The following is a 24162-nucleotide window of genomic DNA, read 5'->3' on the forward strand; positions in this document are numbered from 1 at the left end:
TTCACGGGGTCCCTTTGGAGAGCAGGGCTTGCAGGTCGCGGTCGCCGTGCGCGGGGGTGAGCTCGAGCCGGCCGATCCGCTCGGCGGTGCCGGCGCCGCGGGCGGTGAGCGGGGGTCGGTCCTGCGTGAAGACCAGTGGGAAGCTGAGCTGCAGGCGGGCGAGCAGCAGGCGGGGGATCTCGGGGTCGTTGGTCCCGGCCTGTCCGTAGTTGCCGTAGGGCGGCGCGACGGCGAGCGGGCGGTAGCCGTGGATGAAGTGGGTGAGTTGGCGCTCGGCGACCGAGAGGTCGCCGAAGACGCGCTCGCGCCACCCGCCGAGGACCTCGTCGGTGCCGCGGTAGGCGTAGAAGGGCCCGACGTCGCCGGGGGCCGGGCCGTAGCGCATCAGGAAGTTGCCGGTGCCGGACTCGAGCTGGATCTCCCAGCGGCGGTCGCGCTGGAGCCCGTCCAGCTCACCCCAGCTGAGGTACGCGGGATCGGCGTCGGTGACGCGCCCGACGTCGATGAAGCCGACCGCGTTGAACCCGTGGTCGCGCAGGACCTCGTCGGCGGCCTTGAACGCGGCGCGGCGACCGTGGTCGAAGGTGAGCAGGAACGGGCGCGGCGGCAGCTTCACCGGCTGACCGCGGAGGAAGCGGGTGAATGTGGCGAGCGTGATCGTGTCGTAGCCCGCGCCGTGCAGCTGATCCAACTGGTGCGCGAGCTGCTTCGGCTGCACGTCGCGGTAGACGAGCACGGGAATCGCCGACTGGCGTGGCGACACCGGTGCGCCGCCACCGCAGCCCACCAGCGCGGCCGCACACATGCCGATCGCGGCCACGGTTGCCATCTGGAGTCGCATGACCGAAGATCGTCGAGCCGCGTGGTTGCAGCGAGATTTCATCCAGCTAACACCGCCGCGATCGCGTTCGAGATCCTTGGGCCGCTGACGGTCCGCTCCGGCGCCTCGGTCCTCGAGCTGGGCGGCCCGCGTCCACGGGCGGTGCTCGCGATGCTGCTGCTGCACCCGAACACGCCGGTCAGTGCGGAGCGACTCGCGGTCGAGCTGCTGGGCGGCGATTCGCCGGGACAGGCCGTCAGGACGATTCGCGTCCACGTCTCACGCGTGCGCAAGGCGCTCGGCGATCCGACCGCGCTGACGACCACGCCGGCGGGCTACCAGCTACGGGTGCGCCCGGGCGAGTTGGATGCCGACCGCTTCGAGCAGCTCGTCGCCGAGGCGCGCGCGGCACGGCCGCGACGCGCGGCGGAGCTCCTGCGCGAGGCGCTCGCGTTGTGGCGCGGTCCGGCGCTCGCGGGGCTCGACCATCTGCCGTTCGCGGCGTTGGAGGTCGCGCGCCTGCATGAAGCGCGGCTCGCGGCGCTGGAAGCGCGGCTGCAAGCGGACCTGGCGCTGGGCGCGCACGCCGATCTCGTCGGCGAGCTGCTGCAGCTGACCCGGACGCACGTGCAGCGCGAGCGGCTGCACGAGCTGCTGATGCTCGCGCTGTACCGGAGCGGGCGTCAAGCGGAGGCACTCGAGGCCTACCGGACGGCGCGGTCGGCGTTCGTGGCCGAGCTCGGCCTGGAACCCGGCCCGCGGCTGCGCGAGCTCGAGCGCGCGATCCTCCAGCAGGATCCGCGGCTCGAGCTCATGCCGGAGCTACCCGTGGGCGCTCCGGAGCGTCCCTTCGTCGGCCGCACCGCGGAGCTGGCCGTCCTCCTCGCGGCGCTCGACGGCGCGGTCGCCGGTCGTGGGCGGGTCTGTCTCGTCGCCGGCGAGCCGGGCATCGGCAAGAGCCGGCTCACGGAGGAGCTGAGCGGGCATGCCGCCGCGCGGGGTATCTCCGTCCTCGTCGGGCGTTGCTGGGAAGCCGGTGGCGCGCCCGCCTTCTGGCCGTGGGTGCAGGCACTGCGCGCCTACGTCGCCGGGGCGGATACGGACACGCTGCGCGCGCAGCTCGGCGCGGCCGCGCCTGACCTCGCGCAGCTCCTCCCCGAACTGCGACAGCGCTTCCCCGGGATGCCGGAGCCGAACGGCCTCGGCTCGGATGGCGCCCGGTTCCGGCTCTTCGAGGCGGTTTCCGAGTTGCTTCGCAGCGTCTCGGTCGAGCAGCCGCTCGTGCTCGTGATCGATGATCTCCATGCCGCCGACTCGGCGTCACTGCTGTTGCTGCGCTTCCTCGCACGCTCGCTCGGTACCAGCCGCGTGCTGATCGTGTGCGCATATCGCGACGTGGATCCGGTTCCCGGCTCGAGCCTGGTCGAGACGCTGGCCGACGTCTCGCGCGAGCCGTTGACCGTACGGATGGCGCTGGGCCCGCTGAGCGAGGCCGACGTGGCCGAGTACGTCACGCTCACTGCCGCTGCGTTCTCCGGTCTCGCCGCCGACCTGCACGCGGAGACCGACGGCAACCCGCTCTTTCTCGGCGAGACGGTCCGGCTGCTGGCCGCCGAGGGCGCGCCGATCGCCGTCCCACAGACGGTTCGGGACGTCGTTCAGCGGCGCATCGCCCACCTCTCGCCCGCATGCGGAGCGATCCTCGCGCACGCCTCGGTGCTCGGCCGCGAGTTTGCCGTCGCGCCGCTCGTGCAGCTGTCCGAGCTGCCCGAGGACGCGGTGCTCGATGCACTCGACGAGGCGATGGCGGCACGCGTGATCGGCGAGGTACCCGACGGCGACGGGCGGCTGCGGTTCTCGCACATGGTGATCCGCGACACGCTCTACGGCGAGCTCACCGGTCCGCGGCGCACCCGGTTGCACCGGCAGGCGCTCGGTGCCCTCGAGGCCGACGGCGACCTCTCCGAGCTCGCCCATCACGCCGCGGCCGCGCACGACCGGGCGCGCACGCTGGACTACGCCCACCGCGCCGGGGATCGCGCGCTCACGCTGCACGCTTACGAGGAGGCCGGCCGCCTGTACCGGACGGCGCTGGCTGCGGCGGGCGCCGCGGAGGAGCAGCGCTGCGAGTTGCTGCTCGCGATCGGCCGGAGTGAGATCCGGGCGGGAGACCTGCAGGCCGGCAAGCGTGCGTTTCTCGCCGCCGCGGAGATCGCGCGGCGGCTCGGGCTCGCACGAGCGCTGGCGGAGGCGGCGCACGGCTACGGGGGCCGCAACGTGTTTGCCCGGGCGGGCGAGGACCGGCGCATCCTGACGCTTCTCGAGGAAGGGCTCGAGGCGCTCGGGAACGCGGATCCGGAGCTGCGAATCCTGCTGCTCGCTCGCCTCGCCGGTGCGCTCCGCGACGAACACTCGAGCGAGCGTCGCGAGCGGTTGAGCCGCGAGGCGGTCGCGCTCGCGCGGCAAGCCGGCAGCCCCGAGGCACTGGCGTATGCGCTGACGGCCCGCACCGCGGCGACCCACGGACCAGACACTGTCGAAGCGTGCATCGCGAGCGGGCGCGAGATGGAGCGGATCGCGACCAGCACCGGAGATCTCGAACAGATCGCCGCGGCCTACACGCACCAGGTGTGGGGCCAGATCGTCACGGGGCAGATCGAGAACGCCGAGCGTCTGATCATCGATGCGCAGCGCGCCGCCGCGAAGCTCCGCCAGCCCGCGCGAACCTGGATCGCGAGCAGCCAGCGTGACGGGCTCGAACTCCTCCGCGGCCGGCTCGACGGCTTCGAGTCGGCACTCGAAGCCACGCGTTCGCTTGGCGAGCGGGCGACGCCGGAGATGGCCATCCCGGCCTACCACATTCAGCGCCACGCGCTGTGCGAGCTGCGCGGCACGCTCGCCGACGCGGAGCCGGGCATCGCCGGCCTCGCCGCCAAGATGCCGTGGCGGCCCAGCTTCCGCTGCGTGCTGGCGCAGATCCATGTCCGTACCGGCCGCCCCGCGGAGGCGCAGCGCGCGCTGACGCAGCTCCTGCGCGACGATTGCACCGCGCTGCCCCTCGACGAGGCGTGGCTGTACGCGATGAGCCTGCTCGCCGAGGTGAGCGCACGGCTGGGGGACGCGCCTGCCGCGGCCGTCCTCTACCGGCGGCTGCTGCCGTACGCCCACCTCCAGGCCACCGACTTCTTCGACGGCTTCCGCGGCGCGATGCCCCGCTACCTCGCGCTCCTTGCGACGACGTTGGGCCGTCTCGACGACGCCGACGCCCACTTCCAAGCCGCGATCGCGATCAACGAGCGCACCGGCGCCCGCCCCTGGCTCGCGTTCGCGCAACACGACTACGCGCGCCTGCTCGAGACTCAGGCCGAGCCGGCACGCGCACGCCACTGGCTCGACGCGGCGCTCTCTGCCTATCGCGAGCTCGGGATGGCGAGCCCGTGGCCGCCGCGGCTCGTGTGAGCCGCGGCGGCGGTGGCCTCACGGCGTGGTGGTGGCCAGCGTGAAGGTCAGCGTCTTGGAGTACGCGCCGGTGCGGAGCGCGTCACCCGCGTCGATGTGCTGATTGAATGTGATCGTCACGTTGTCGTTGGACACCGGCGCGGCCCAGGCCGATTTCGAGAACGCGACCTGAAGCGCTGACGGCAGCGAGAATGTGCCGTTCGTCAGGTGGCCGGGATCGGAGACGGTCAGCGAGGCGTCGCCCGCGGTCGAGACCACGGTGGCCGATGTCGTCGCCGTGTAGTCCTTCATCAGGCCAGGCGTGAACGCGCCGAACGACGCCGGAGCGCCGAGCGTGAGCGACAGCGTGGCGGGCACGCTCCCGCCGACCGACCCGCTGACGCTGCTCGTCTTCGGGGTGACCGTGAGCGGGTCGCTGGTCTGCGTGGTCGTGTCGTAGCCGAGCTTGGCGCCCGTGACCGCGACCGTGATCGCGTGGGTCACGTCCGCGGTGACCGTCGTGTAGGTCGACCCGGTGGCGCCGTCGATCGCGGCGCCGTCACGCTTCCACTGGTAGCTGAACGCCATGCCGGAGTCCCAGTCGCCGGGGTTGGCGGTGAGCGTGGAGCCGACGGCCGCGGCGCCGGTGATCGCCGGGTGCGCCGGCGTCCGCGTGGCGCAACTGTGTCCTGAGACGTCCGCCCAGCGGTTGCCGCGGGCGGCCGAGAGGTCGGGATCGGGCTGCCCCGCGGGTGGGGTGTGCGCCGTGATGTAGTTGGCGATGTCGGTCAGCATCGCCTGCGTCGACGCGTACGGCGTGTAGCCGTGCGGCTGCCCGGGGCCGTAGGTGAACGTGGCGTAGTTCGTGCTCCCGCTGAGGCGCTCCACGGTGTCCTGGAACGCCTTCACGCCCTCGTTGAGGTAGTACGTGTCCTGGGTGCCCACCCAGATGTGCAGCTTGTCGCGCAGGACCGGGCCGAGCGTCGCCCAGTGGTCCGTCAGGACCTCGCTCATGTCCATCGCCTTCCACTTGTCGACCGCGCCGTGATCGATCGCGCCCGTGACCTTGTTCCACGGCTCGAGCGGGTAGCAGTTGGCCCCCTGGGCGCCGAACGCGGCGTTCCAGATGTCCCACTGGCCGACCTGGGAGCGCGACCGGTTGCCGACCGCCAGCTCGAAGTGGTTCTCCGCGGGCATCGTCAACGTGACGGTGTCGACTCCCGTGGTGGTGTTGTACGAGTGCGAGGACGGGATGACGTCCCCGTTGTCCTCGACGTAGGCGCTGCCGGCGTTGTAGAGGTCGACGGTCTGGTGCGCATTGAAGTCGAGCGAGTCCGGATAGCCCGACCAGGCGGAGCCGAACAGGTCCGGCCGGAAGATCTGATTGGCGACGGTGATCCACCCGCCGGTCGAGCCGCCGGTGAGAGCGCGCGCGTAGGGCCGCGCGATCGTCCGGAACATCGCGTCGAGCTTCGGGATCAGCTCGTCGTTGATCGCGTCGGCGTACGGCCCGAGGTTGGGCGAGTTGACGACGTAGGAGTCGTCGTAGAACGGGTTCTCGGTGCGGAACGAGACGCCGATCAGCTTCGGATTCGCGGGGTCGCGCCACCAGCCCGACAGGCCGGTGGTCGCGGTCTCGCTGAAGCCGAACGGGACGCCTGTCGAGTAGTGGCCCTGCGAGTAGACGACCGGGTACCGCTTGCCCGCGTTGGCCGGGTCGTCGTAGTCCCACGGCAACAGGACCGTGGCGGCGACGTACATGTCCCGGCCCCAGAACTTGCTGAGCACCTCGCTCTTGATCTTGACCTGCTTGACGTGCGCCGACTCGGCCGGGTTGCCCTGCTGGCACGTCCCGCCCGCCGGCACGGCCTGCGCGGGCGTGAGCTTCTCGGCGAGCGTGAGCGCGAGGCTGGTGTCCTGGTTGCGGTCGATCGTGACCGTCTGCATCGCGCTGCGCAGATTGCCGGGCGACGAGAACGGCCGTCCGCCGTCACCGCACGGGAAGTGCATGTCGACGGTCGACCCGTCGGACCGGTGCGCGGTCTCGTACACGTTGAAGAACGCGCGGACCGTGTAGGTCCCCGACGGCAGATCGTCGAGCGACGCCTTCGGGAACCCGTAGACGCCCTCGAACCCGTCCCCACCACCGGAGACCGAGACCGACTGCCCGGGGGCGACGTCGGAGATGTCCTTGCCGTAGACCAGCGTGGACCCGGTGGCGCTGACGGAGCTGAGCGGGTCCTGGTTGGTTCCGGGGCGGAGCAGCAGGTAGACGCGGCCGTGAAGGTGCGAATCCACCACGGAGTTGCCGAACGTGATGTCGGCTTTCAACGGCGCGGCGGCGTGCGCCGGCCCGGGCACGGCGAGCATCGCCGCTACGGCGAACATCCCCGCGCACACGCGGCGCGCGGGACTAAATGACAGCATTGAGCAGACCCTCCTTCTGCTACGGAACTACGCGACTGAGACGAGGGCCGTACTCAATCACGGGCTCAGTCGGTGCGCGCCAAAAGGTCGGCGTGGTGACGCTCGGCGACGTCGGGGTGGGCGCGCAGCCGGACCTTCAACGTGTTGAACCCGTAGTAGGAGAGGATCGGGTTGTCAGGGTCGGCGCTCTCGCCTCCCGGCGCCTCGGCGGCGAGTGCGGGCGGGAGCGTGACCGGCTCGATCCTGGCCTCGAAGGACGGATTGAAGAAGTACGCGATCGAGATGCGCTGGACGCCCTTGGGCGGGCTGACCACACGGTGCAACGTGGCCCGGAAGTAGCCGTTGCTGACCAGTTGCAGCAGCTCGCCGATGTTGACCACGAACGCGCCGGGCAGTGCGGGGATCCCGACCCACTCGCCGTAGACCTCGGCCTCGAGGCCGCCGACGGCGTCCTGGTGCAGGAGGGTGAGGAAGCCGGCGTCGGTGTGGTGACCGACGCCCTGGTCGGTGGGGAAGTCCTCGCTCGGCGCCGGGTAGCGGATGATCTTGGTCAGGACCTCGGGCGGCGTGACGATCGCGTCGAAGTGGTCGGCCGGCTGGCCGAGCGCGAGCGATACCGCGCGCATCAGCACATGTCCGGCCTGCTCGAGCGCCGCGTTGTAGTCGCTGACGGCCGTGCGGAACGCCGGCAGCCCTTCCGGCCACAGGTTCGGTCCACGCAGGCGCAGCCACGCCGGATCGTCGGGCCCGATCTCGGGCGCGGGCTGCTCGCGGCCGACGTCGACCTGATCGCGGAGGTCGCGCCGTCCGTTGGTGTGCTCGTTGCCCAGGCGCGTGTAGCCGCGGAACTGCGGCGAATGGACGTTCTCGATCGCCAGCCGCTCAGGCTCGGGAAGGGCGAAGAACTCCTCGGCGACCTCTCGCACGCGGGCGATGAGGTCGTCCGGGACGCCGTGGCCGACGAGGTAGGCGGCGCCGATGCCGTGAAAGGCGTCGCGCAGTGCCTCGACGAAGGCCGCGCCGGCAGGGCCGTCCGGATCCGAACGGAAGCCGGAGATGTCGAGGACGGGGAGAGGTGACGGTGCGCTCACCCTCACCAGCTTATGGGGAGCGCCAGCCTGAAACGGCCTCGTGCAACCGACGTCCGTCAGTACATCGCGACGCCTTAGAACAGCGTGTCGTCGTCGTCTATTCCATCCGTTGCGGGTGAGCTTCCCGATCTCGAGCCTTGACGACCGCGTCCCGCCTTGGCTGGGAACTTCGGGCCGGGTCCATAGGTCACGCTCGGCCCGCGCGTGGCGTCGGAGGTCTTCACGAGGAGCTCGCGCTTGACTAGATCGCCAAGGATGTCGCGTGCGCGTCCGACGTCGACGTCGAAGTAGTTTCGAACCGTCTTGTTCGTGATCTTTCCGTACTCGTCGATGTGAGCGATCACGCGTCGGTCGGTCTGGTCGATGGATCGCCGGTTGTAGCGAACCGCTGTGCCCAATGCCTGCAGAGCATGCTCGCGCAAGCGGTACTTCGGGAAGCGTCGCCGCGCAGTTCCGCGACTCGGTTCAACCATCGCGACCGGATCGTCCGCGAGGCGCTTCAGCGTGACCTGGGCCGACTCGGGTCGCTTCTGGAGGAGCGGTGCGATGTCGGTGGCGGAGATGGCCTGGCGGTGGCAGAGGGTGTAGAGGACCAGCAGGGTGTCGACATCGGTGCGTTCTTCCGACGGAAGTTGAGACACATAGAACGGGATTCTCGTGTTCGCCGCGCCGCCGGTCAGGGTGACGAGAACCCGTTCCAGGTCTGAATCGATGCCGGGTAGGTCGTTGCCGGCGAAGATCATCTCGCGATACATGCGGTCGATACCGGCGCCGACTTCCTCGGCGAGTCCGAGCACGCGTGCGGCCTTCGTGAGGAGGGCGTTTCTCGGCTTGGAGTCGTGCGTGAGGATGTTCGCCGGCGTCACGCCGGCCACGAGCGGCCCAGGGGACGAGATCTCGAAGAGTTGGGGCGAGTGCGAGATCGTGACCGGCGCACCCGTGTGGTAGTCACGATGCACAACAGCGTTCGTCAATGCTTCACGAACCGCGAGATTCGGGAAGTCCTCGATCGGAAGTTGCTGTCCCTGAGGGAGAGTGACCGGCGTCAGACGCCTTCTCGCTTCGACGAGTTCCATCACCCGCTCGTAGGCGACGATCAAAGGCTCGCTGAAGCGCCGAAGCTCCGTCGGTTCGCCGCCGGGCGTCTCTCGATACATGTAGACGAGTCGCGCCGACCCATCGGCGGTTTCGCAGAAGAGGATCTCCCCGGCTCGCGAGAGCCGGCCATCCTGGCGAAGCACCCCAAGTTCCGTGAGCAGCTCCGGGTCTTCGCGACGCGATAGCGCCTGGCGCTCCTGGCTCGGATGTCTAGACAGCAGCTCTCGAGCGACGTCAAGGGCTCGCCGCGACACATCCGGCGTGGGTCGTTCGCTGGCGACTGCGGACCAATCGATCCCACGACGGTCCTCGCGGTGACGCAGCTGCTCAGCCGGGCTCATGTTGATGCAGTCTGTGTTGATCCGGCGGGGCGCGCGTCCCTGGGTATCGGCATGGATTTCGGGACTCTCAGGGACTCGGATTACGAGAAGGCGGGTCCCGTGAAAGTCGATCGCTTCCACGTCTACAGCCAAGTGCGGCACGGTCTGCTCGAAGATTCGTTGTTTGAGCAGGACGGCATCGAGAGTCGTACCGACGAACGCGTCGGGGCCTCCGGGCTTGTTGCGTACCCCGACGACGATGCTTCCTCCCGACGAGTTCGCGAAGCACAACGTCGCTTCGACAAGCAGCTTCTCGGTGTCGCCGCGGCTTCGGGTGTTCTCCTGCTTGAAGTCGATGCGTTCGGTCTCGTGAGAGTCGGCCGAGTCGCCGGCATACACGGCCTCGAGTGATTGAAGAACGGTCGGATCCATGCGAGTTTGCGGAGAGTTTGCGTCTGGCGCAACAGTAGCGCAGACCGCAAACTGATCGCAAACTCTGCCCTACGCGCGCGGCGTCAGACGCTGGCCGCTGCCGTCGAGCACGCGTTTTCACGCTGCCCGGCCAGGACGGGGAATCTCGGGTTCCTGCACTGCGGCCTCAGTTTCCGAGCGCGCGCGTGCCTTCCGGGAGCGCGGCGACGCTTCAGCGGGTGTCGGTGCCGTGCCGCGCGTTGCGTCTTTTCAACGAGCGCGAGACCCCGAGTGCGGCGGCGCGTACCACGGGGGCCAACGTGGCGGGGTTCGCGGTCGCCGAGTTCACGACGATCGAGAGGGCGGCGACCACTTCGCCCGCGCCGTCGAACACCGGCGCGGCGACCGAGAGGGCGTCGAGCGTGACCTGACCGTCGCTGACCGCGACGCCGGTGCGGCGCACATCGGCGAGGGCGCGGCGCAGGCGGTCAGGCTGAACCAGCGTCTTCTCGGTGAAGCGCTCGAGCGGCCGCGCCAGGAGCTCTTCCTGGTCGTCGGCCGGCGCGTGCGCCAGCAGCGCGAGGCCGACGCCGGTCGCGTGCAGCGGGAATCGGCCGCCGACGCGCGTGAGGACGCCGACGGCGCGCCGGCCGGCGATCCGCTCCAGGAACACCACCTCGTGCCCGTCGCGGATCGCGAGCTGGACGTTCTCGTGGGTGACCTCGTACAGGTCCTCCATGAACGGGAGCGCGGCTTCGCGGAGGCTGACGCCGCGGGGCGCCAGCGACGCGACCTCCCACAGCCGCAGGCCGATCCGGTAGCGGCCGCGATCGTCGCGCTCCAGTGCGCCCCAGGCCGCGAGCTCGGCGACCAGCCGGTGCGTGGTCGTGAGTGGCAGGCCCGCGGACCGCGAGAGGTCCGACAGCGAGAGCAGCGGCCGCTCCGGCGTGAACGCCTCGAGCACGGCGAGCGCGCGGCCGGTCACCGAGCGCTCGTCGCCGCGCGCGGTTAGAGGTCGAGGACGATCCGGTCCGTGCATGATCGGGAGACGCAGATCATCATCACGTCGCCGGCGGCTCGCTCCTCGCCGGAGAGCACCGAGTCGCGATGGTCGGGCACGCCCTCGAGGACCGCGGTCTCGCACGTGCCGCAAGTGCCCTCCTGGCACGAGGACAGCACTGGTACTCCTGCCGCTTCCACGACCTCCAGTATGGAGCGGCCGGGCGGCACGGTCACCGTCTGCCCGGAAGCGGAGAGCACGACCTCGAATCCCTCCGCGAGTACCGGCGAGGCGACGGCGCGAGCCGTGAACCGCTCGGTCTGCAGGGCTCCGGCGGCCCACTGCGCGCAGCGGTCCTCGACCGCCGCCAGCAGCGGCTCCGGACCGCAGCAGTAGACCCGCGTGCCCTCCTCGGGAGCCGGGAGCCACGAAGCGAGGTCGAGCAGACCGGTCTCGTCCTGGGGCGCGACGAGCACCTTGTCGCCGTACTGCGCCAGCTCGCCGAGAAAGGCCATGGAGGAACGCGTCCTCCCGCCATACAGCAGCCGCCAGGGCACGCCGTCGGCCTCGGCGCGCGCGACCATCGGCAGGATCGGGGTGATGCCGATGCCGCCCGCGACGAACGCGTAGCGCTCCGCCGGCAGCAACGGGAAGTGATTGCGCGGCCCGCGGATGCGCACGCCGCCGGAGAGCTCGTCGTGGACGTATCGCGAGCCGCCGCGCCCGTCGGGTTCTCGCAGCACGGCGACGCGCCACGCGCGGCGGTCCGCCGGATCGCCGCAGAGGGAGTACTGACGCGCGAGCCCGCCCTGAAGGATCAGGTCGATGTGGGCGCCGGGCTCCCACGAGGGCAGCTCGTGGCCGGTCGGCGAGCGCAGGGTCAGCGCGACGACGCCGTCGGCCACGTGGACTCTGCCCGCGACCACCGTCTCGAGCTCGCGCTCGGCCGCGACGACGGTCACTGCGTCGCTCCCACGAGCTCGTGGCCCTGCGGATGGCCGAGCAGCCACGCCCAGATCTCGACGGGAGAGGCGGCCACGTGCTCGGCGCCGCAGTGGCAGACGCCGACCAGCTCGTCGGTGCCAGGAACCCACACCACCCGATAGGTGACGTCGCGGTCCGTCACGACACCGGCACCGCCTCCCGGACGCCGGCCTCGGTGAGCCGCTGCAGCATCCGCCGCGCCGCCAGGGCACCGGTGTCGATGTTGATGCTCAGCTCCTGATAGCCGGCGGGCTCCGCGGCGATCACCTGCTCGAGCACGTCGAGCGCCACGACGTCCTGCAGCACCACGGTCCGGTTGCTCTCGCGCAGGTAGTTGGTGACGTCCGCATCGTCCTGGGCGAAGTCGCGCGCGACCGACCAGAAGTCATACGTCGAGTGCTCGGTCTCGGGCGTGACCGCGTACACGACTTCGACGTGGAAGCCGTGCGGGTCGCTGCCGTCGGCCGCGGGCAGCACGCCGGCCGGCGCGATCCGGCTGTGCAGCACGTACAGGCACGGCGGCCGGTACTCGATGTCCTGCCAGCGCACGATGCGGCCCTCGATCCCGGTCGAGCGCGCATAGAACGGCGGGCACTCGGCGTCGTCCATGTGACGCGACACGTAGACGATGTTCCGGTCCTCGTCGACTTCCGTGCTGATCGGCGTCTCGGCGACCTCGGGCGTGCCGATGTACCCGCCGTGCAGGTACGTCTCATGCGAGAGGTCCATCAGGTTGTCGACGAGCAGCTCGTAGCGGGCGGCGAGCGGCTCCATCCCGCGGACGGTGGCGTAGCCCGGGTCGGCGAGCCACGGCGCGCGTGGGATCGCGGCGGCGTCCGCGCGGGCCGGGTCGCCGATGAACACCCAGACGAACGAGTCCTGCTCGACGACGGGGTAGGCGCCGACGCGGGCGGTCCGCGGGATGCGCTGCTGCCCCGGGACGGAGACGCAACGACCGCCCGCGTCGTAGGTGAAGCCGTGATAGCCGCAGATGATGCGGTCGCCCTCCAGGCGGCTCTTGGAGAGCGGATAGCGGCGATGCACGCAGCGATCGGCGAGCGCGACGGCCGCGCCGTCCTCGGTCCGGAAGAGCACGAGCGGCTCTCCGCAGACCGTGCGAGCGAGCAGCTCGCGCCCGACCTCCTCTCCGTAGGCGGCGACATACCACTGATGGTTGGCGAACCAGGTCATGTGCCGGACGCTACGAGCCGGCCGGCCGGCTGGGAAGCGCGTCTTCCGCTCAGCGGAAGACGCGCCTCACTCGATTGCTCAGCCGAGCTTGTAGGTGTACGGGATCGTCGTCACCTTGTCCCCGCCCAGCGAGGCGAGGTTGAACGTGTCGACGTCGACGAACCCACGCAGCACCTTGCCCTTGTGCCCTGCCGCGTTGAACGTGAGCGTGATCGTCCCGGTCTGGCCGGGGGCGAGGCTCAGCGGCGTGTACGGCGCGGTCGCGTCGACGCTCTGCTGCCACACGTCGCCGCTGCTCGCGGTCACGTTCGTGTCGAACGGGTTGCTGTCCGCGATCCCGACGAGGTCCACGGACGATCCGGCCGGGACGCCGGTGGGCCCGAAGGGCCCGGTCGGCTCGGGCAGGTCGAAGTAGAACCCCGGAGCGAGCTCCGGCGCCGTCAACTTCGCCCCCGATGCGTTCCCGATCGAGCCGCCGAGCGCGTCAGGGTCGCCGGAGAAGAACGAGATCTCCGTCGTGATCGGGATGGTGCCCTTGGCGAGCACGCTGAACGCGTCGGTGTTGGTCGGCACCAGCCAGTTCGGCTGCGCGCTCAGCGACAGCGGGAGCCCGACGGCGTTGGCGTCGCTGCCGAGCAGGACCTGTTGCGTCTTCCCGTTCAGCCGGGCGTCGGCGAAGTAGTCCTTGCGCACGCTGCCGGTGTTGGTGATCTTGATCGTCGCCGTCACCGGATGCTTGGCCTTCACCACGCTCGAGCTCGAGCCGGGGATGCCCTTGCTCGTCACCGGCGGCGCCGCGAACGTGATCGCGCCGGTGAACGGCTCGCGCAGGTGCTGCCCGGCGACCGGGCCGGACACCAGCAGGGTGAGCGTCCACAGACCACCTTGCGGCGAGCCGTGGAAGAACTGCATGCTCTGCCCGAAGCCGAGCAGGTTGTCGCTCGCGTCGAAGACCGCGTTGGACTGCTCGGAGACCGGCTGGCCGCTGGGGTCGACCAGGTAGCCGGTCAGCTGGTAGTTGTTGTCGGTGAGCTGGAGGGCCGCGTTCAGCGACGGCTCGCCGTTGGGCACGTTGAACTGGTAGGTGAACTGCTGGCCGGCGTTGCCGGTCGAGCCGCCGCCGGTCAGCGTGCCGGCGAACGTGCCGCCGGCGCGCCCGAGCGGGACGAGCGAGCGGATGATGATCGGGATGCTGCCGTCGTCGGAGCCGCCCGTGCCCATATGCAGACGCAGACCCTCGTCACCGGCCTGGCCGGCGCCGACGGTCACGTTGAACGAGCCGGTCTGCCCGGGCGCGAGCGTCTGCGCGGCGGGTGCGACCGAGCCCGCGCCGTGGAAGGCCTGGGCCTCGTAGTTGAATTGGACCTGGCCGCTGTAGACGGCGGCGTTGTTGACGGTGAAGATCACCGCCGTCCACTTGCCGGCGTTTGGCTTGCGCACCTCGACGTGGCCGAAGCCGCTCTGGTCTGAGCCGATCAGCGAGTACGCCGCGACCTGGCCCTGCGGGTCGAACAGCGTCTCGAACACCGCCGTGCCCTTGGAAGCGGCGTTCCAGGTGATGTCGCCGGTGAGGTAGTCCGCTCCGGGGCCGACGTTGAACGTGTGCACCGCGTAGAAGTCGGTGTTGCCCTCGCCGTCGATGTAGGTCGGCGACGCGTTGGACAGCGTCACCGCGCCGGTGTCGTCCGACAGCGGCGTCGGGCGGCCGACGACCGATGGCGAGACCGTCTGCGGCGTGCTGCCCTCGTTGGTGGCGTGCACCGTGAAGGTGTGCGACTGCCCGGCGTTGAGCGTCGCGTTGAGCGACTTCTGGTCGATCAGCAGCGTCTGGCCCTGGTTGGCGCCGCGGTCGATCGACTCGGCGAGCTGCACCGCCTTGAGCGTGTTGACGAGGCCGGCGCCCTGGCGGTCGGCGGGGGCGCCGAGGTCGGTGGCCGTGCTCGTGATGATCTGCTCGACCAGTGCCGGGGCGGGGAGGCGGCCGTGTGTCTTGGCGTAGGCCTGAAGGACCAGCGCCGCGGTGCCGGAGGTCTCCGGCGCGGACGCGCTGGTGCCGCCGGCCGCCCAGATCGGCGGCGGGTTCGCGCCCTTGTCGATGTCGGTGCAGCCGAAGAACATCTTGGTGTCGCTGCTGCACAGCGACCAGCCGCGGTCACCCGGCGCGACGACGTCGACCGTGTCGGGGTTGAACTCGTCGATGCCGTCCGAGCTGAGCGCCGTGATGTTGTTGTTCTCCCATCCGCCCGGCACGAGCTGGGTGCCGTAGCGGGTCGTCTGGCGGTAGACGCGATAGGTCGTCGTGCCGCCGACGGCGATCACGCCGGGCGTCGTCGCCGGTGAGCCGACGTTGTTGAACGGGCCGGCGTCGCCGCTGGACGCGACGACCGTGACGCCCGCGGCCACGGCGGCCTGATCGGCCAGCGCGACCGGATCGTTCTCGGTGTTCGGCAGCGGGTTGCCGCCGATCGACTCGTTGAGGACGTTGACATGGTCGTGCAGGACCGCCCACTCGATCCCTTGCACGATCGTGGAGTTGAAGAAGCCGGCGTTCGGGCCGGAGAGGTTGATCACGGCCAGGCTCGCGCCGGGCGCGATGCCGGCGATCTTGATGTTGCAGCCGGGCGGGAGCGGGTGCGCGGGGTTGACGAAGCCCGAGATGTCATACGTCTGGTTGCCCTGTGAGGCGATCGTGCCCGCGTCGAGGAACGACTCGCGGCCGTCGCTCGGCGCGCTGGTGCCGAAGCCGCTGAAGTCCTGGTAGTCGAAGATCACGTGCTGGCCGTTGGGCCGGATCAGGTCGGGGTTGTTCGGGTCAAGGCCGTCGGCGACGATGCCCACGCGGATACCGCTGCCGTCGACCAGCTGCTGCGCGGCCGGCACATTCATCACGGTGCGGGCCTCAGGCTCGATGATCGGCTCGCTCGGGTTCGACGGGCAGATCGGCTGCTGGCCGGTCGACGCGACCTCGGGGACGGCCGCCGGGCCCGGGCCGCTGTCGAGCGTCGCGAAATGGCGGAACGTGTCCGGAACCACCGCCTGGATCGTCGTGTCGGCGCGCAGGTGCTGCGCCTCCGCCGGCGTGATCGACGCCGCGATCGCGTTGATGATGCGGAAGCCGTTGACGTGCGTGGCGTGCACGCGCGCCAGCTGCGCCCGCACCGGCGCTTGGAGCACGCTCGCCGCCTTGGCGCGGACGGCGGCCGCCGACGCCGTGGCAGGGAGGTTCTTCAGCTGGTTCTTGAAGATGATGATCGAAGGGCGTCGCGTGCCCGCCGAGAGCCGTTTGATGTCGGCGGCGCTGAGCACCGTCCGCTTGCCTCGGAAGACGTGGTCGTGCCGCGAAGTCGCCGCAGTCGCGGCACCTCCGAGCGCGAGAACGGCGGCCACCGTGACGAGCGCAGCTCGACGAATGCGAGATCGCATACGCAGTCCCTCCGGATCCGAGCGGCCCTCTTCCAGGCCGCGTCGGCCGCCAGTCTTGTGAAGGGATATGACACGCAGAGGAAAGTGCCCGCCTCAGGCGGGGACTTCGTCGCGCTCGGGCGCTTCGAGCCCGGCGTGCTTGGGCGGCGGAGGGGGTGGAGGCAGCTTGGACAGCGACTCCTCGAGATGGCCGCCGCCGCTGTAGCCGGGGACGCCCGCGGTCTTGGAGGCGCCCGTCAGCCCGGCCGGGGCGGCGTCGCGCTTCTTGGAGTCAGTCTCCAGCGAGCCCGTGCCGACCGTGGCCTCGTGGCCGCCGGAGACGGCCTGGTCCGGGACGTCGTACTGCGCGCGCAACTGGGCCGCGAGCGGCCCGAGCTCGGTCTTGTGTTTGGTGAACCAGCCGTCGATGCGGCCCTTCAGGGAGCGTTCCGGGGCGATCTTGACGGTGACCGTCTTGGTCTTCGGCTTCTTGTTCTCGTCGACGCCGTCGGACACCTCGGTGTCGTAGTTGCCGCCCAGGTTGGTCGCGGTGTAGAGGTCTGAGCTCGTGTGCGTGCTGCGCAGTCTGATCGCGCGCCGGTTGAGCAACGCGACGGGGTCGCTCGAGGCCTTCAGGCGCACGAGGTCGGCGTCGAGCCACTTGTCCATCAGATCCCCGATCGCGTTGGCCTCGTTCGGGCCGTTGATGCCGTCGAAGAGGAACAGCGGCGGTTGGTTGAACCATTCGTCATCGGTCGTCGGCGCCGTGGCCGTCAGCTTCGTGGCGGCGGCGACGGCGGGCCGTCCGCCGCCGCTGTGCCCCGAGACGATGATCCGGCCGGACGTGATCGCGGGCACGGAGAGCTTGGCTGCGGCCTTCGCGAGGACCTCGGTCACGTACGCCTGCGGGTCGGCGATGCCGAACGTCGCCGCGCTCGTGCCCTGCGGGAGCACGCCGACGATGTTGCGGCCGCTGTGCGCGAGCTGTTGCTCCATCCGGTCGGCCTCGACGTCGTGCACGCTGCCCGCGGGGCCGCGTGAGGAGTCGTCGGTGAGGCGCTCGCGGTAGCCGAGATTTCCCATCCCGTGGAAGAACAGCAGCACGTCCGGGTGCGCCTTGACGTCAACGCTGTTGGGGACGACGACGATCGCCTTGCCGGCGGCTCCCTCGCTGCTCTGCTTCTTCACGTCGGGGTCTTGGTTGCCGGCCGTGATGCCGTCGACAGGAACGCGCTTGGTGCCGGCGACGTCGCGTTCGGCCTCATTCCAGCCACCCGCGCGCGGCGGGTCGCCCTGCGGCGTCTTGTCTTTGCGTAGCAACTGCGCGACGGCGGCGTTGCCGGCGCCGCGCTGCAGTGCGAGCACGCGCGCCACCGGGTTCTCCTGGGTCCGCGGCGCGCGGGGCGTGTCGTCTTCGCGCCTCGGGGTCATTCGCTCCCGAGCCATCACGGGCGCCAGCCTCCCACATCCGCGCACCCGCGTCAGCCCTGAACATAGGCCCGTGGGGCCCTGAGGATTGCGCGCGCGTCATCCGGATCGCATGATGCCGATGGTCCCCGGCCGGTCGAAACTTCGGCGGTGAGATGGCTGCCTGAGTGGGCCCGCGGGTACGATCGTGCGTGGCTGCCGGTCGACGTGATGGCCGGGTTGACGATCTGGGCGTTGATGGTTCCGCAGGCCTTGGCGTACGCCGGGATCGCGGGGGTTCCGGTGCAGAACGGTCTCTACGTGATGCCGCTCGCGGCGGTCGGCTACGCGCTGTTGGGGAGTTCGATTCGTCTGTTCGTCGGCCCCAGCGCAGGGGTCGCGACGCTGTCCGCGTCGACGGTGGCTGTGGTCGGTTCGGCGAGCACGGGCTCGGCGGAGTACATCGCGCTGACCGTCGCGCTGACGCTGATGGTGGGCGTGCTCTACATCGCCGGCGGTCTCGCCCGCATGGGCTTTGTGAGCCGCTTCTTCGCGCGGCCGGTGCTCGACGGCTTCATCGTCGGACTCGGCCTGTACATCGCGATCGGCCAGCTGCCGAAGGTGGTCGGCATCGCGAAGCCCTCGGGCGACACATTGGCGGTGTTCGTGCGCACCGTCACCGACATCGGGAGCTGGGAGGCCTCGACGGTCGCCGTCGGGGTCATCGCCCTGCTCTCGCTGTTCGCGCTGGCTCGCTTCACACCCAAGCTCCCCGGGGTGATCATCGTGGTCGCCGTCGCGGTGCTCGCGACCAAGGTATTCGACCTCCACGACCACGGCGTGGCGATCGTCGGCGACGTGCCGACGGGCTTTGCTTTCGTCTCGCTCTCGAGCGTCACGGCAGGCGACCTGGTCGACATGCTCCCGGGTGCGCTGGCGATCGTGATCGTCGGGCTCGCCCAGTCGCTCGCGATCGCCAAGAGCTACGGCACCAAGCACCACGAAAAAGTCGACGCGAACCGCGAGATGCTGGGCTACGGCGCCGCCAACATCGGCGCCGGCGCGCTGCAGGGATTCACCGTCACGGGCGGGCCGTCGGCGTCGGCGACGGCCGAGCGCGTCGGCGCGAAGTCCCCCCCGGTCGCGTTCCTCGTGTCCGCGTTGATGACGCTGCTGACCATCCTCTTTCTCGCCGGGCTGTTCACCGACCTGCCGGAAGCGGTCCTCGGCGCGATCGTGATCTGGGCCGTCTCGGGCATGATCGACCCCAGCAAGCTCACGCAGTACTGGCACGCCCGCTCGCTCGAGTTCTGGGCAGCGCTCGGCGCCCTGCTCGGGGTGATTCTGATCAACATCCTCCCCGGCGTCGCGATCGGCGTCGCCCTCAGCTTCATCATGCTGATCCACACGATCGACCACCCCCACATCGCCGTGCTCGGACGCAGCCGCGACGGCTCGCGCTTCGTCGACCTCGAGGACGACCCAGACGCCACGGCGATCCCCGGCGTGCTGATCCATCGCTTCGAGGCGGAACTGATCTTCGCCAACGCCGATCTCTTCCAGGACGACGTGCTCGCGCGCGTTCACGCCGCGCAGCCGCAGCCCAGCATGGTCATCCTCGACTTCGAGGCGATCGGCCACGTCGACGTCACCGGCGGCGAGGCACTGCGCTCAATGCACGACACGCTCGACGCGCTCGGGGTCCGGCTGATCGTCGCCCGCGCCAAGAGCAACGTGCGCGGCGCGCTTCAGCGCCACGGGATCGCGGACGTCCTCGGCGAGGACAACTTCGCACCGACCGTCGACCGCGCCCTCGAGTCCGGCGCGCTGACCACGCGCTGAGGCACACCCGCACCCCGAGAACCGATGGATGCTCATGACGCCACGGTTCCCGCTTGCTCCGACGGTGCTGTCACCTCGTCGGAGGGATCGCGTGGCGTGCGCGCCGAGACGGCGAGCGTTGTCAGGTAGGCCGCGACGACGCCGACGATCACGAGCGGAGCCGACCCGGCGCCAGACGTCGCGGTCAGGAGCAGCGCCAACACGACCGCGGAGAGCGGCAGTCGCAGCACGGCCGCGACCGCCGCGCCGATGCCGACCGCGACCGCGGGTGTGAGCTCGAAGCCTGGCAGGTGCGAGGCCATCACACCTGCCGCCGCGCCCAGGAACATCGCGGGGAACGTCGGGCCGCCGCGGAAGCTCGCGAGCGAGATCGCCCACGCCAGCCCTTTGCACGCGATCAGCAGCGCCAGCGCGCCGAGCGACCACGTCGCCGCGCCGGAGAGCAGGCCGGGCAGCTGCTCCTGGCCCGAGAACAGCACCTCGCTCTCGTGCTTGTCGGTCGCCTGCTCGAACGCGATCGCCAGCCCCGCGACGACGAGCCCGGCGGCCGGGAGAGCGAGGAACGGTCGCGGCGTGACGACGGGCACGGTCCGGCGGGCGAGGGCGAAGATCGCGAGCGTGCCGAGTGAGATCGCCACGGCCAACGGCACCGTCCACACGAAGTCGAGCACGTCCGGCTGGTCGAACTGGGGCAGCGGGAGCGTGCCGAGCGCGTACGCGCTGTCGCTGAGCCCGGTGAACGCGCCCATGCCGATCGAGACCAGCGATCCGATCCCGGCCGCGAGCAGTCCAGGCACCAGCAGCATCCGCAGCTTCGCACCGCCGAGCCCGGTCGCCTCGATCAGGATGACCGCGGCGATGATCGGCGACTCGAAGATGAGCGCCAGCGCGGAGAACGTCCCGCACGCGCCGACCAGCGTGGCGAGCTCAGGCGGCGCGTCGCGGCGCAGTAGGCGGACGCCGAGCAGACCGAGCGCGCCGCCCACGGCGATCAGCGGGCCCTCCGGACCGAGCACGAGGCCAAGGCCGATCGTGGCCAGTCCGGCGAGCACGACGCCGGGCAGGTCCGCGGGCATCGTCGCGCCCGTGCTCAGCCCGTTCGCCGGCAGGTGGCCGCCCCCGCCAGGGAGGCGGACGATCGCGTACGCCACGATCAACCCGGCCAGCCCGGCCACCGGCAGCGGCCACCAGACCGGCGGCTCGTCGTAGCCGAGCGCATCGGGCAGCTTCTCGTAGACGCCGACCTGCACCTGATGCGTGAGCTCCAGGAACCCCCACGCGGCCAGCGCCGCGACGACACCGACCACTGCCGCGAGTCCCAGCAGGACCACGAACCGCCGGCTCGCCAACGTCTGCGCGAGATCGGGCTCCGGCGTGCTCATCGGAGCGCGACGCTAGCCACGATGCGCGCCGGCAACGTCGCCCCGATCGGGTGAAATGCGCCTCTGAGCACGCACCGCCGTTGCGCGATCATCCGATCGGAGTGATGACGGCGCTAAGCGAGCCGCGACATGCTGATGCCTCGTAGGCACGGTCGCGACACGCGGCCGGCCGGCTCGAGGAGGTACCGATGCGTGGTGGCTGGTGTCGTGAGGTCGTTTCCCGGAGCCGGATCTGGACGTCCGCCGCGACGGCGCTTGCGCTGCTGGCTGGAGCGCCCGCGGCGTTCGCCGCGTCGGTCGACTACGGCCCGATCTCCCACAGTGGTCTCAAGAATCTCGGGGCGGCTTCGACGAGCTTGAAGCTCCCGCTGCAGCTGGGTCTGATTGTGAGCCAGTCCAATCTGCAGAACGCGGTCAAGGCCGCCAGTGACCCGTCGTCGTCCTCCTACGGCAAGTACCCGTCGCTGTCGACGCTGCAGAGCAAGTACGGCGCGTCGTCCTCGAAGCGCAACGCGGTTGTGAACGCGTTCAAGTCCAACGGGATCACCGCGACCGTCGACGTCACCCATCTGCGCGTCAGCGCGACGGTCAGCGTCAGCAAGGCCCAGAAGATGTTCGGGACCAAGTGGAACGTCTACAAGACGAGCACGGGCTCGAAGGTGGCGCTGCCGGTCGACACGCCGAAGCTCCCGAGTGGCATCAGCGGCAATGTCGACACCGTCGCGGGGATGCGTGTGCAGCTCAGTTCGGGGAGTAGCTCGTCCGTGGGGCGCGCTGCCGTGGTCGCCGACGGCGGGACGCCGACGCGGACCGGGACGCCGGCGTTCGGCTGCGTTCCGACGAGCTTCCCCGCCGCGCTCGCATCCAGCAGTGGCCTGTACCCGAACCAGATCCTGACCGCCTATGGGATCGCGCCGCTGCAGGCCGCCGGCCTCAACGGGCAGGGCGTCGGTCTGGCGATCGTCGGCGAGGCGCCGACGCCGGCCGCGGACGTGAACACGTTCCGCTCGTGCTTCGGTACGCAAGGGACGGCCCTGAAGATCCACAACGCCGGCTCGATCCAGCCGATCCTCGAGAGCTCGCTGGACGCGATGGTCGCCTCGATGGTGGCGCCCGCGCTCGCGCGCTTTGACCTGTGGGTGCAGCCGATCGACGAGAGCGACGACGACGGCGACGTCGAGGGCTTCTTGCTGATGTTGGCCCAACCGCTGCAGGCGACGACCAACGGGACGTCGCTGCCCGCCGTGATCTCGGTGTCCTACGGCGAGTGCGAGTCGATCGTGCAGCCGTTCACGGCGGCGCGGACGCTGGTCGAGCGCCAGCTGACGGCCACCGCGGCACTTGGCATCACGACCGTCGTCGCGGCCGGCGACACCGGTTCCTCGGCGTGCGCGCGGGGGGTGCCGGCCAGCCAGCTGACGTCGTCGGATAAGAAGCCGCAGGTCTCGTGGCCGGCCTCCTCGCCGTGGGTGCTGGCGGTCGGCGGCACGAACCTGACGCTCAACGCGGACAACACGATCGCTTCGTCGGGCGCGTGGAACGACACGGCCTACCCGGCGCCGTTTGAGAAGACGGCGGGCGGCGGTGGTGGCTCGAGCGCGTTCGAGTCGCGGCCTTGGTGGCAGCCCGCCCAGCCCTTCGCGAGCTCGAGCAAGCGCATGGTTCCCGACGTGTCCGCCTTCGCGGACGCGAGCCCCGGCTACCCGATCGTCTGCTCGAGTGGCGTGAAGAACTGCACAGGCTCCGGCCAGAGCATCGCCTTCGTGGGCGGCACGAGCGCGGCGACGCCGCTGGTGGCCGGAATGATCGCCCTCTGGAACCAGCAGGCCCGCAGCCAAGGGCTCCCGCGGCCTGGATTCGTCCCGCCGCTGCTCACGTCGCTCGCGCAGCACAATCCGCAGACGGTTCTCGACATCACCCAGGGCACCAACGCGCTGTTCGGCGGTTCCTGCTGCCCGACCCGGACCGGCTTCGACCTGGCCACCGGCTGGGGCTCTCCGATCGCCAATGTCATCGCGTCGGCCCTTGCACGCTGACGGCGCGAGGCCGTGACCATCATCGGCAATGCACGACGTCCCGTTGCAGTGCTGCTCACGTGCGGCATGCTCGGGGTCGCGGGCTGCGGTGGCGAGTCGGGCGTCCCCGGCGACGCAACACCCCGCGCGACCGCGTCGCGAACCCCGCCGCAGACGTCGCGCACGCCGGGGGCCGGAGGAGCGCAGCCGTCCGTGACCGCACCTCCGGCCGAAACCGCGACAGCGGCGGGGGCAAGCCCGACGGCCCCGACCAGCTCGCCGTCGAGCACGCCCTCCGCCACCGCCACGAGCACGCCGTCCGCAACGGCCGCGAGCTCGCCGTCCGCAACGGCCACAAGCTCGGCCTCCGCAACGGCCACGAGCTCGCCGTCCGCGACCGCCACGAGCACGCGCTCCGCCACCGCCACCGCCACCGCCACGCGCTCCGCAACGGCCACGAGCACGCCCTCCGCAACGGCCACCACGCCCGCGCCGACCAGCACGCCGCAGCCCACGATCACAGCGACGACGACACCCGCGCCGACCTCCACGTCGACGCCGAGCGCGAGCGCCACCGTCGCGCCGAGCGCAACGACCGCGCCACCGCCGGCCTCATCGACGCCGTGGGGATGGATCCTCGTCGTCCTCGCAGTCATCGCCGGCGCGGGCGCCGGCCTGGTCGCACTGGCCCGGCGGTCGCGGCGGCGCAGGGCGATGCGGCGCTGGCAGGCGGGCGCGATCGACGCGTACTACCGGGCGCGGCAGATCGACGATCTCACCGTCCGTGAGCCGGCCGGCTCCCCTGAGCTGTACCGCCTCATCGCCGATTCCAGCGCAACCTTCGGCGCGCTCGCGTGCCGGGGTCCCGACCTGCCGTCGACACAGGCCGCCTACATGATCTCCCGCGCCCTCCTCGACCTCGAAACGACGCTGAGGAACGGCGGAGCGCCACCGAGCCCGGCCTCCCCGCCACCCGAATCCGAACTCGACGAACTGACGATCGACCAGGCGCTCTACCGCCTCGACCACGACCTCGCAGTGCTCCGGCCAATGCTCGGCGACCCCTGAGATGCCGAGGCGTAGATGCTCGAGCAAGGCACTGCCGCCCCCGACTTCGACCTCCCCGACCAGGACGGCGAGACCGTTTCGCTGGGCTCGCTGGCCGGCGCGACCGTCGTCCTGTCTGTCGCGCAGGCGAATCTGGATGCGGCGCTGCCAACAGGGACTGGGAGCGCTTGTCGCTCGAAGCGCGGCGCCAGATCATCCGCGCCACCGTCAATCGAGCCGTCGTCGCTCCAGCGACGGCCGGTACTCCGACCGCTGAACGGCAAGCA

General features: G+C 70.6%; 14 protein-coding genes and 1 pseudogene. 5 read left to right on the plus strand and 10 right to left on the minus strand.

The features are described 5' to 3' along the window. Position 1: 1 nt before the first annotated feature. A complete protein-coding gene (locus OM076_RS03225) occupies positions 2–841 on the minus strand; it encodes a polysaccharide deacetylase family protein (protein ID WP_270037945.1) in 840 nt (279 codons plus the stop codon). A gap of 21 nt (positions 842–862) precedes the next feature. Here OM076_RS03225 and OM076_RS03230 point away from each other — a divergent pair, with 21 nt between their 5' ends. Continuing rightward, entirely contained in the window at positions 863–4279 is a 3417-nt protein-coding gene (locus tag OM076_RS03230; RefSeq protein WP_270037946.1) for an ATP-binding protein, read from the plus strand. A gap of 18 nt (positions 4280–4297) precedes the next feature. On the opposite strand, the gene OM076_RS03235 is transcribed toward OM076_RS03230, so the two are convergent. From OM076_RS03235 to OM076_RS03275, 8 genes and pseudogenes are all read right to left on the minus strand, one after another. Next, positions 4298–6685 (minus strand): alpha/beta hydrolase-fold protein, encoded by a 2388-nt coding sequence (locus tag OM076_RS03235; protein WP_270037947.1) that lies wholly within the window; start codon positions 6683–6685, stop codon positions 4298–4300. A gap of 65 nt (positions 6686–6750) precedes the next feature. After that, positions 6751–7776: an isopenicillin N synthase family dioxygenase gene (locus tag OM076_RS03240; RefSeq protein ID WP_270037948.1), complete on the minus strand. Its 1026-nt coding sequence runs from the start codon at positions 7774–7776 to the stop codon at positions 6751–6753. Positions 7777–7850: 74 nt separating this feature from the next. Beyond that, positions 7851–9626, minus strand: a complete 1776-nt coding sequence (locus tag OM076_RS03245; RefSeq protein ID WP_270037949.1) for an RNA/DNA-binding domain-containing protein — start codon at positions 9624–9626, stop codon at positions 7851–7853. Between the two features lie 211 nt (positions 9627–9837). After that, complete coding sequence (locus OM076_RS03250; RefSeq protein ID WP_272597530.1) at positions 9838–10644, minus strand: IclR family transcriptional regulator; 807 nt, start codon at positions 10642–10644, stop codon at positions 9838–9840. Beyond that, positions 10614–11643: pseudogene (locus OM076_RS03255) on the minus strand (PDR/VanB family oxidoreductase); the annotation flags it as partial. The gene OM076_RS03250 and the pseudogene OM076_RS03255, both read right to left, overlap by 31 nt. A gap of 84 nt (positions 11644–11727) precedes the next feature. Further along, on the minus strand, positions 11728–12780 hold the full coding sequence (locus tag OM076_RS03265) for an aromatic ring-hydroxylating dioxygenase subunit alpha (RefSeq protein WP_270037953.1): 1053 nt from the start codon (positions 12778–12780) through the stop codon (positions 11728–11730). A 78-nt stretch (positions 12781–12858) separates the two neighbouring features. Then, positions 12859–16167, minus strand: a complete 3309-nt coding sequence (locus OM076_RS03270) for a S8 family serine peptidase (protein ID WP_270037954.1) — start codon at positions 16165–16167, stop codon at positions 12859–12861. A gap of 129 nt (positions 16168–16296) precedes the next feature. Continuing rightward, positions 16297–17613, minus strand: coding sequence for a hypothetical protein (locus tag OM076_RS03275; RefSeq protein WP_270037955.1), 1317 nt, complete (start codon positions 17611–17613; stop codon positions 16297–16299). 147 nt (positions 17614–17760) lie between these two features. On the opposite strand from OM076_RS03275, the gene OM076_RS03280 reads away from it, so the two are divergent. Then, on the plus strand, positions 17761–19431 hold the full coding sequence (locus tag OM076_RS03280; protein ID WP_270037956.1) for a SulP family inorganic anion transporter: 1671 nt from the start codon (positions 17761–17763) through the stop codon (positions 19429–19431). A gap of 32 nt (positions 19432–19463) precedes the next feature. On the opposite strand, the gene OM076_RS03285 is transcribed toward OM076_RS03280, so the two are convergent. Then, positions 19464–20813 (minus strand): chloride channel protein, encoded by a 1350-nt coding sequence (locus tag OM076_RS03285; protein ID WP_270037957.1) that lies wholly within the window; start codon positions 20811–20813, stop codon positions 19464–19466. A 188-nt stretch (positions 20814–21001) separates the two neighbouring features. Here OM076_RS03285 and OM076_RS03290 point away from each other — a divergent pair, with 188 nt between their 5' ends. Genes OM076_RS03290 through OM076_RS03300 form a run of 3 tightly spaced genes read left to right on the plus strand, consistent with a single transcriptional unit; the run spans position 21002 to position 23896 of the window. Then, positions 21002–22849, plus strand: coding sequence for a S53 family peptidase (locus tag OM076_RS03290; RefSeq protein ID WP_270037958.1), 1848 nt, complete (start codon positions 21002–21004; stop codon positions 22847–22849). A gap of 59 nt (positions 22850–22908) precedes the next feature. Next, on the plus strand, positions 22909–23616 hold the full coding sequence (locus OM076_RS03295; RefSeq protein WP_270037959.1) for a hypothetical protein: 708 nt from the start codon (positions 22909–22911) through the stop codon (positions 23614–23616). Further along, positions 23543–23896 (plus strand): hypothetical protein, encoded by a 354-nt coding sequence (locus OM076_RS03300; RefSeq protein ID WP_270037961.1) that lies wholly within the window; start codon positions 23543–23545, stop codon positions 23894–23896. Before OM076_RS03295 ends, OM076_RS03300 begins: the two co-directional genes overlap by 74 nt. Positions 23897–24162 lie beyond the last annotated feature (266 nt).

It is taken from the genome of Solirubrobacter ginsenosidimutans (assembly GCF_027587205.1).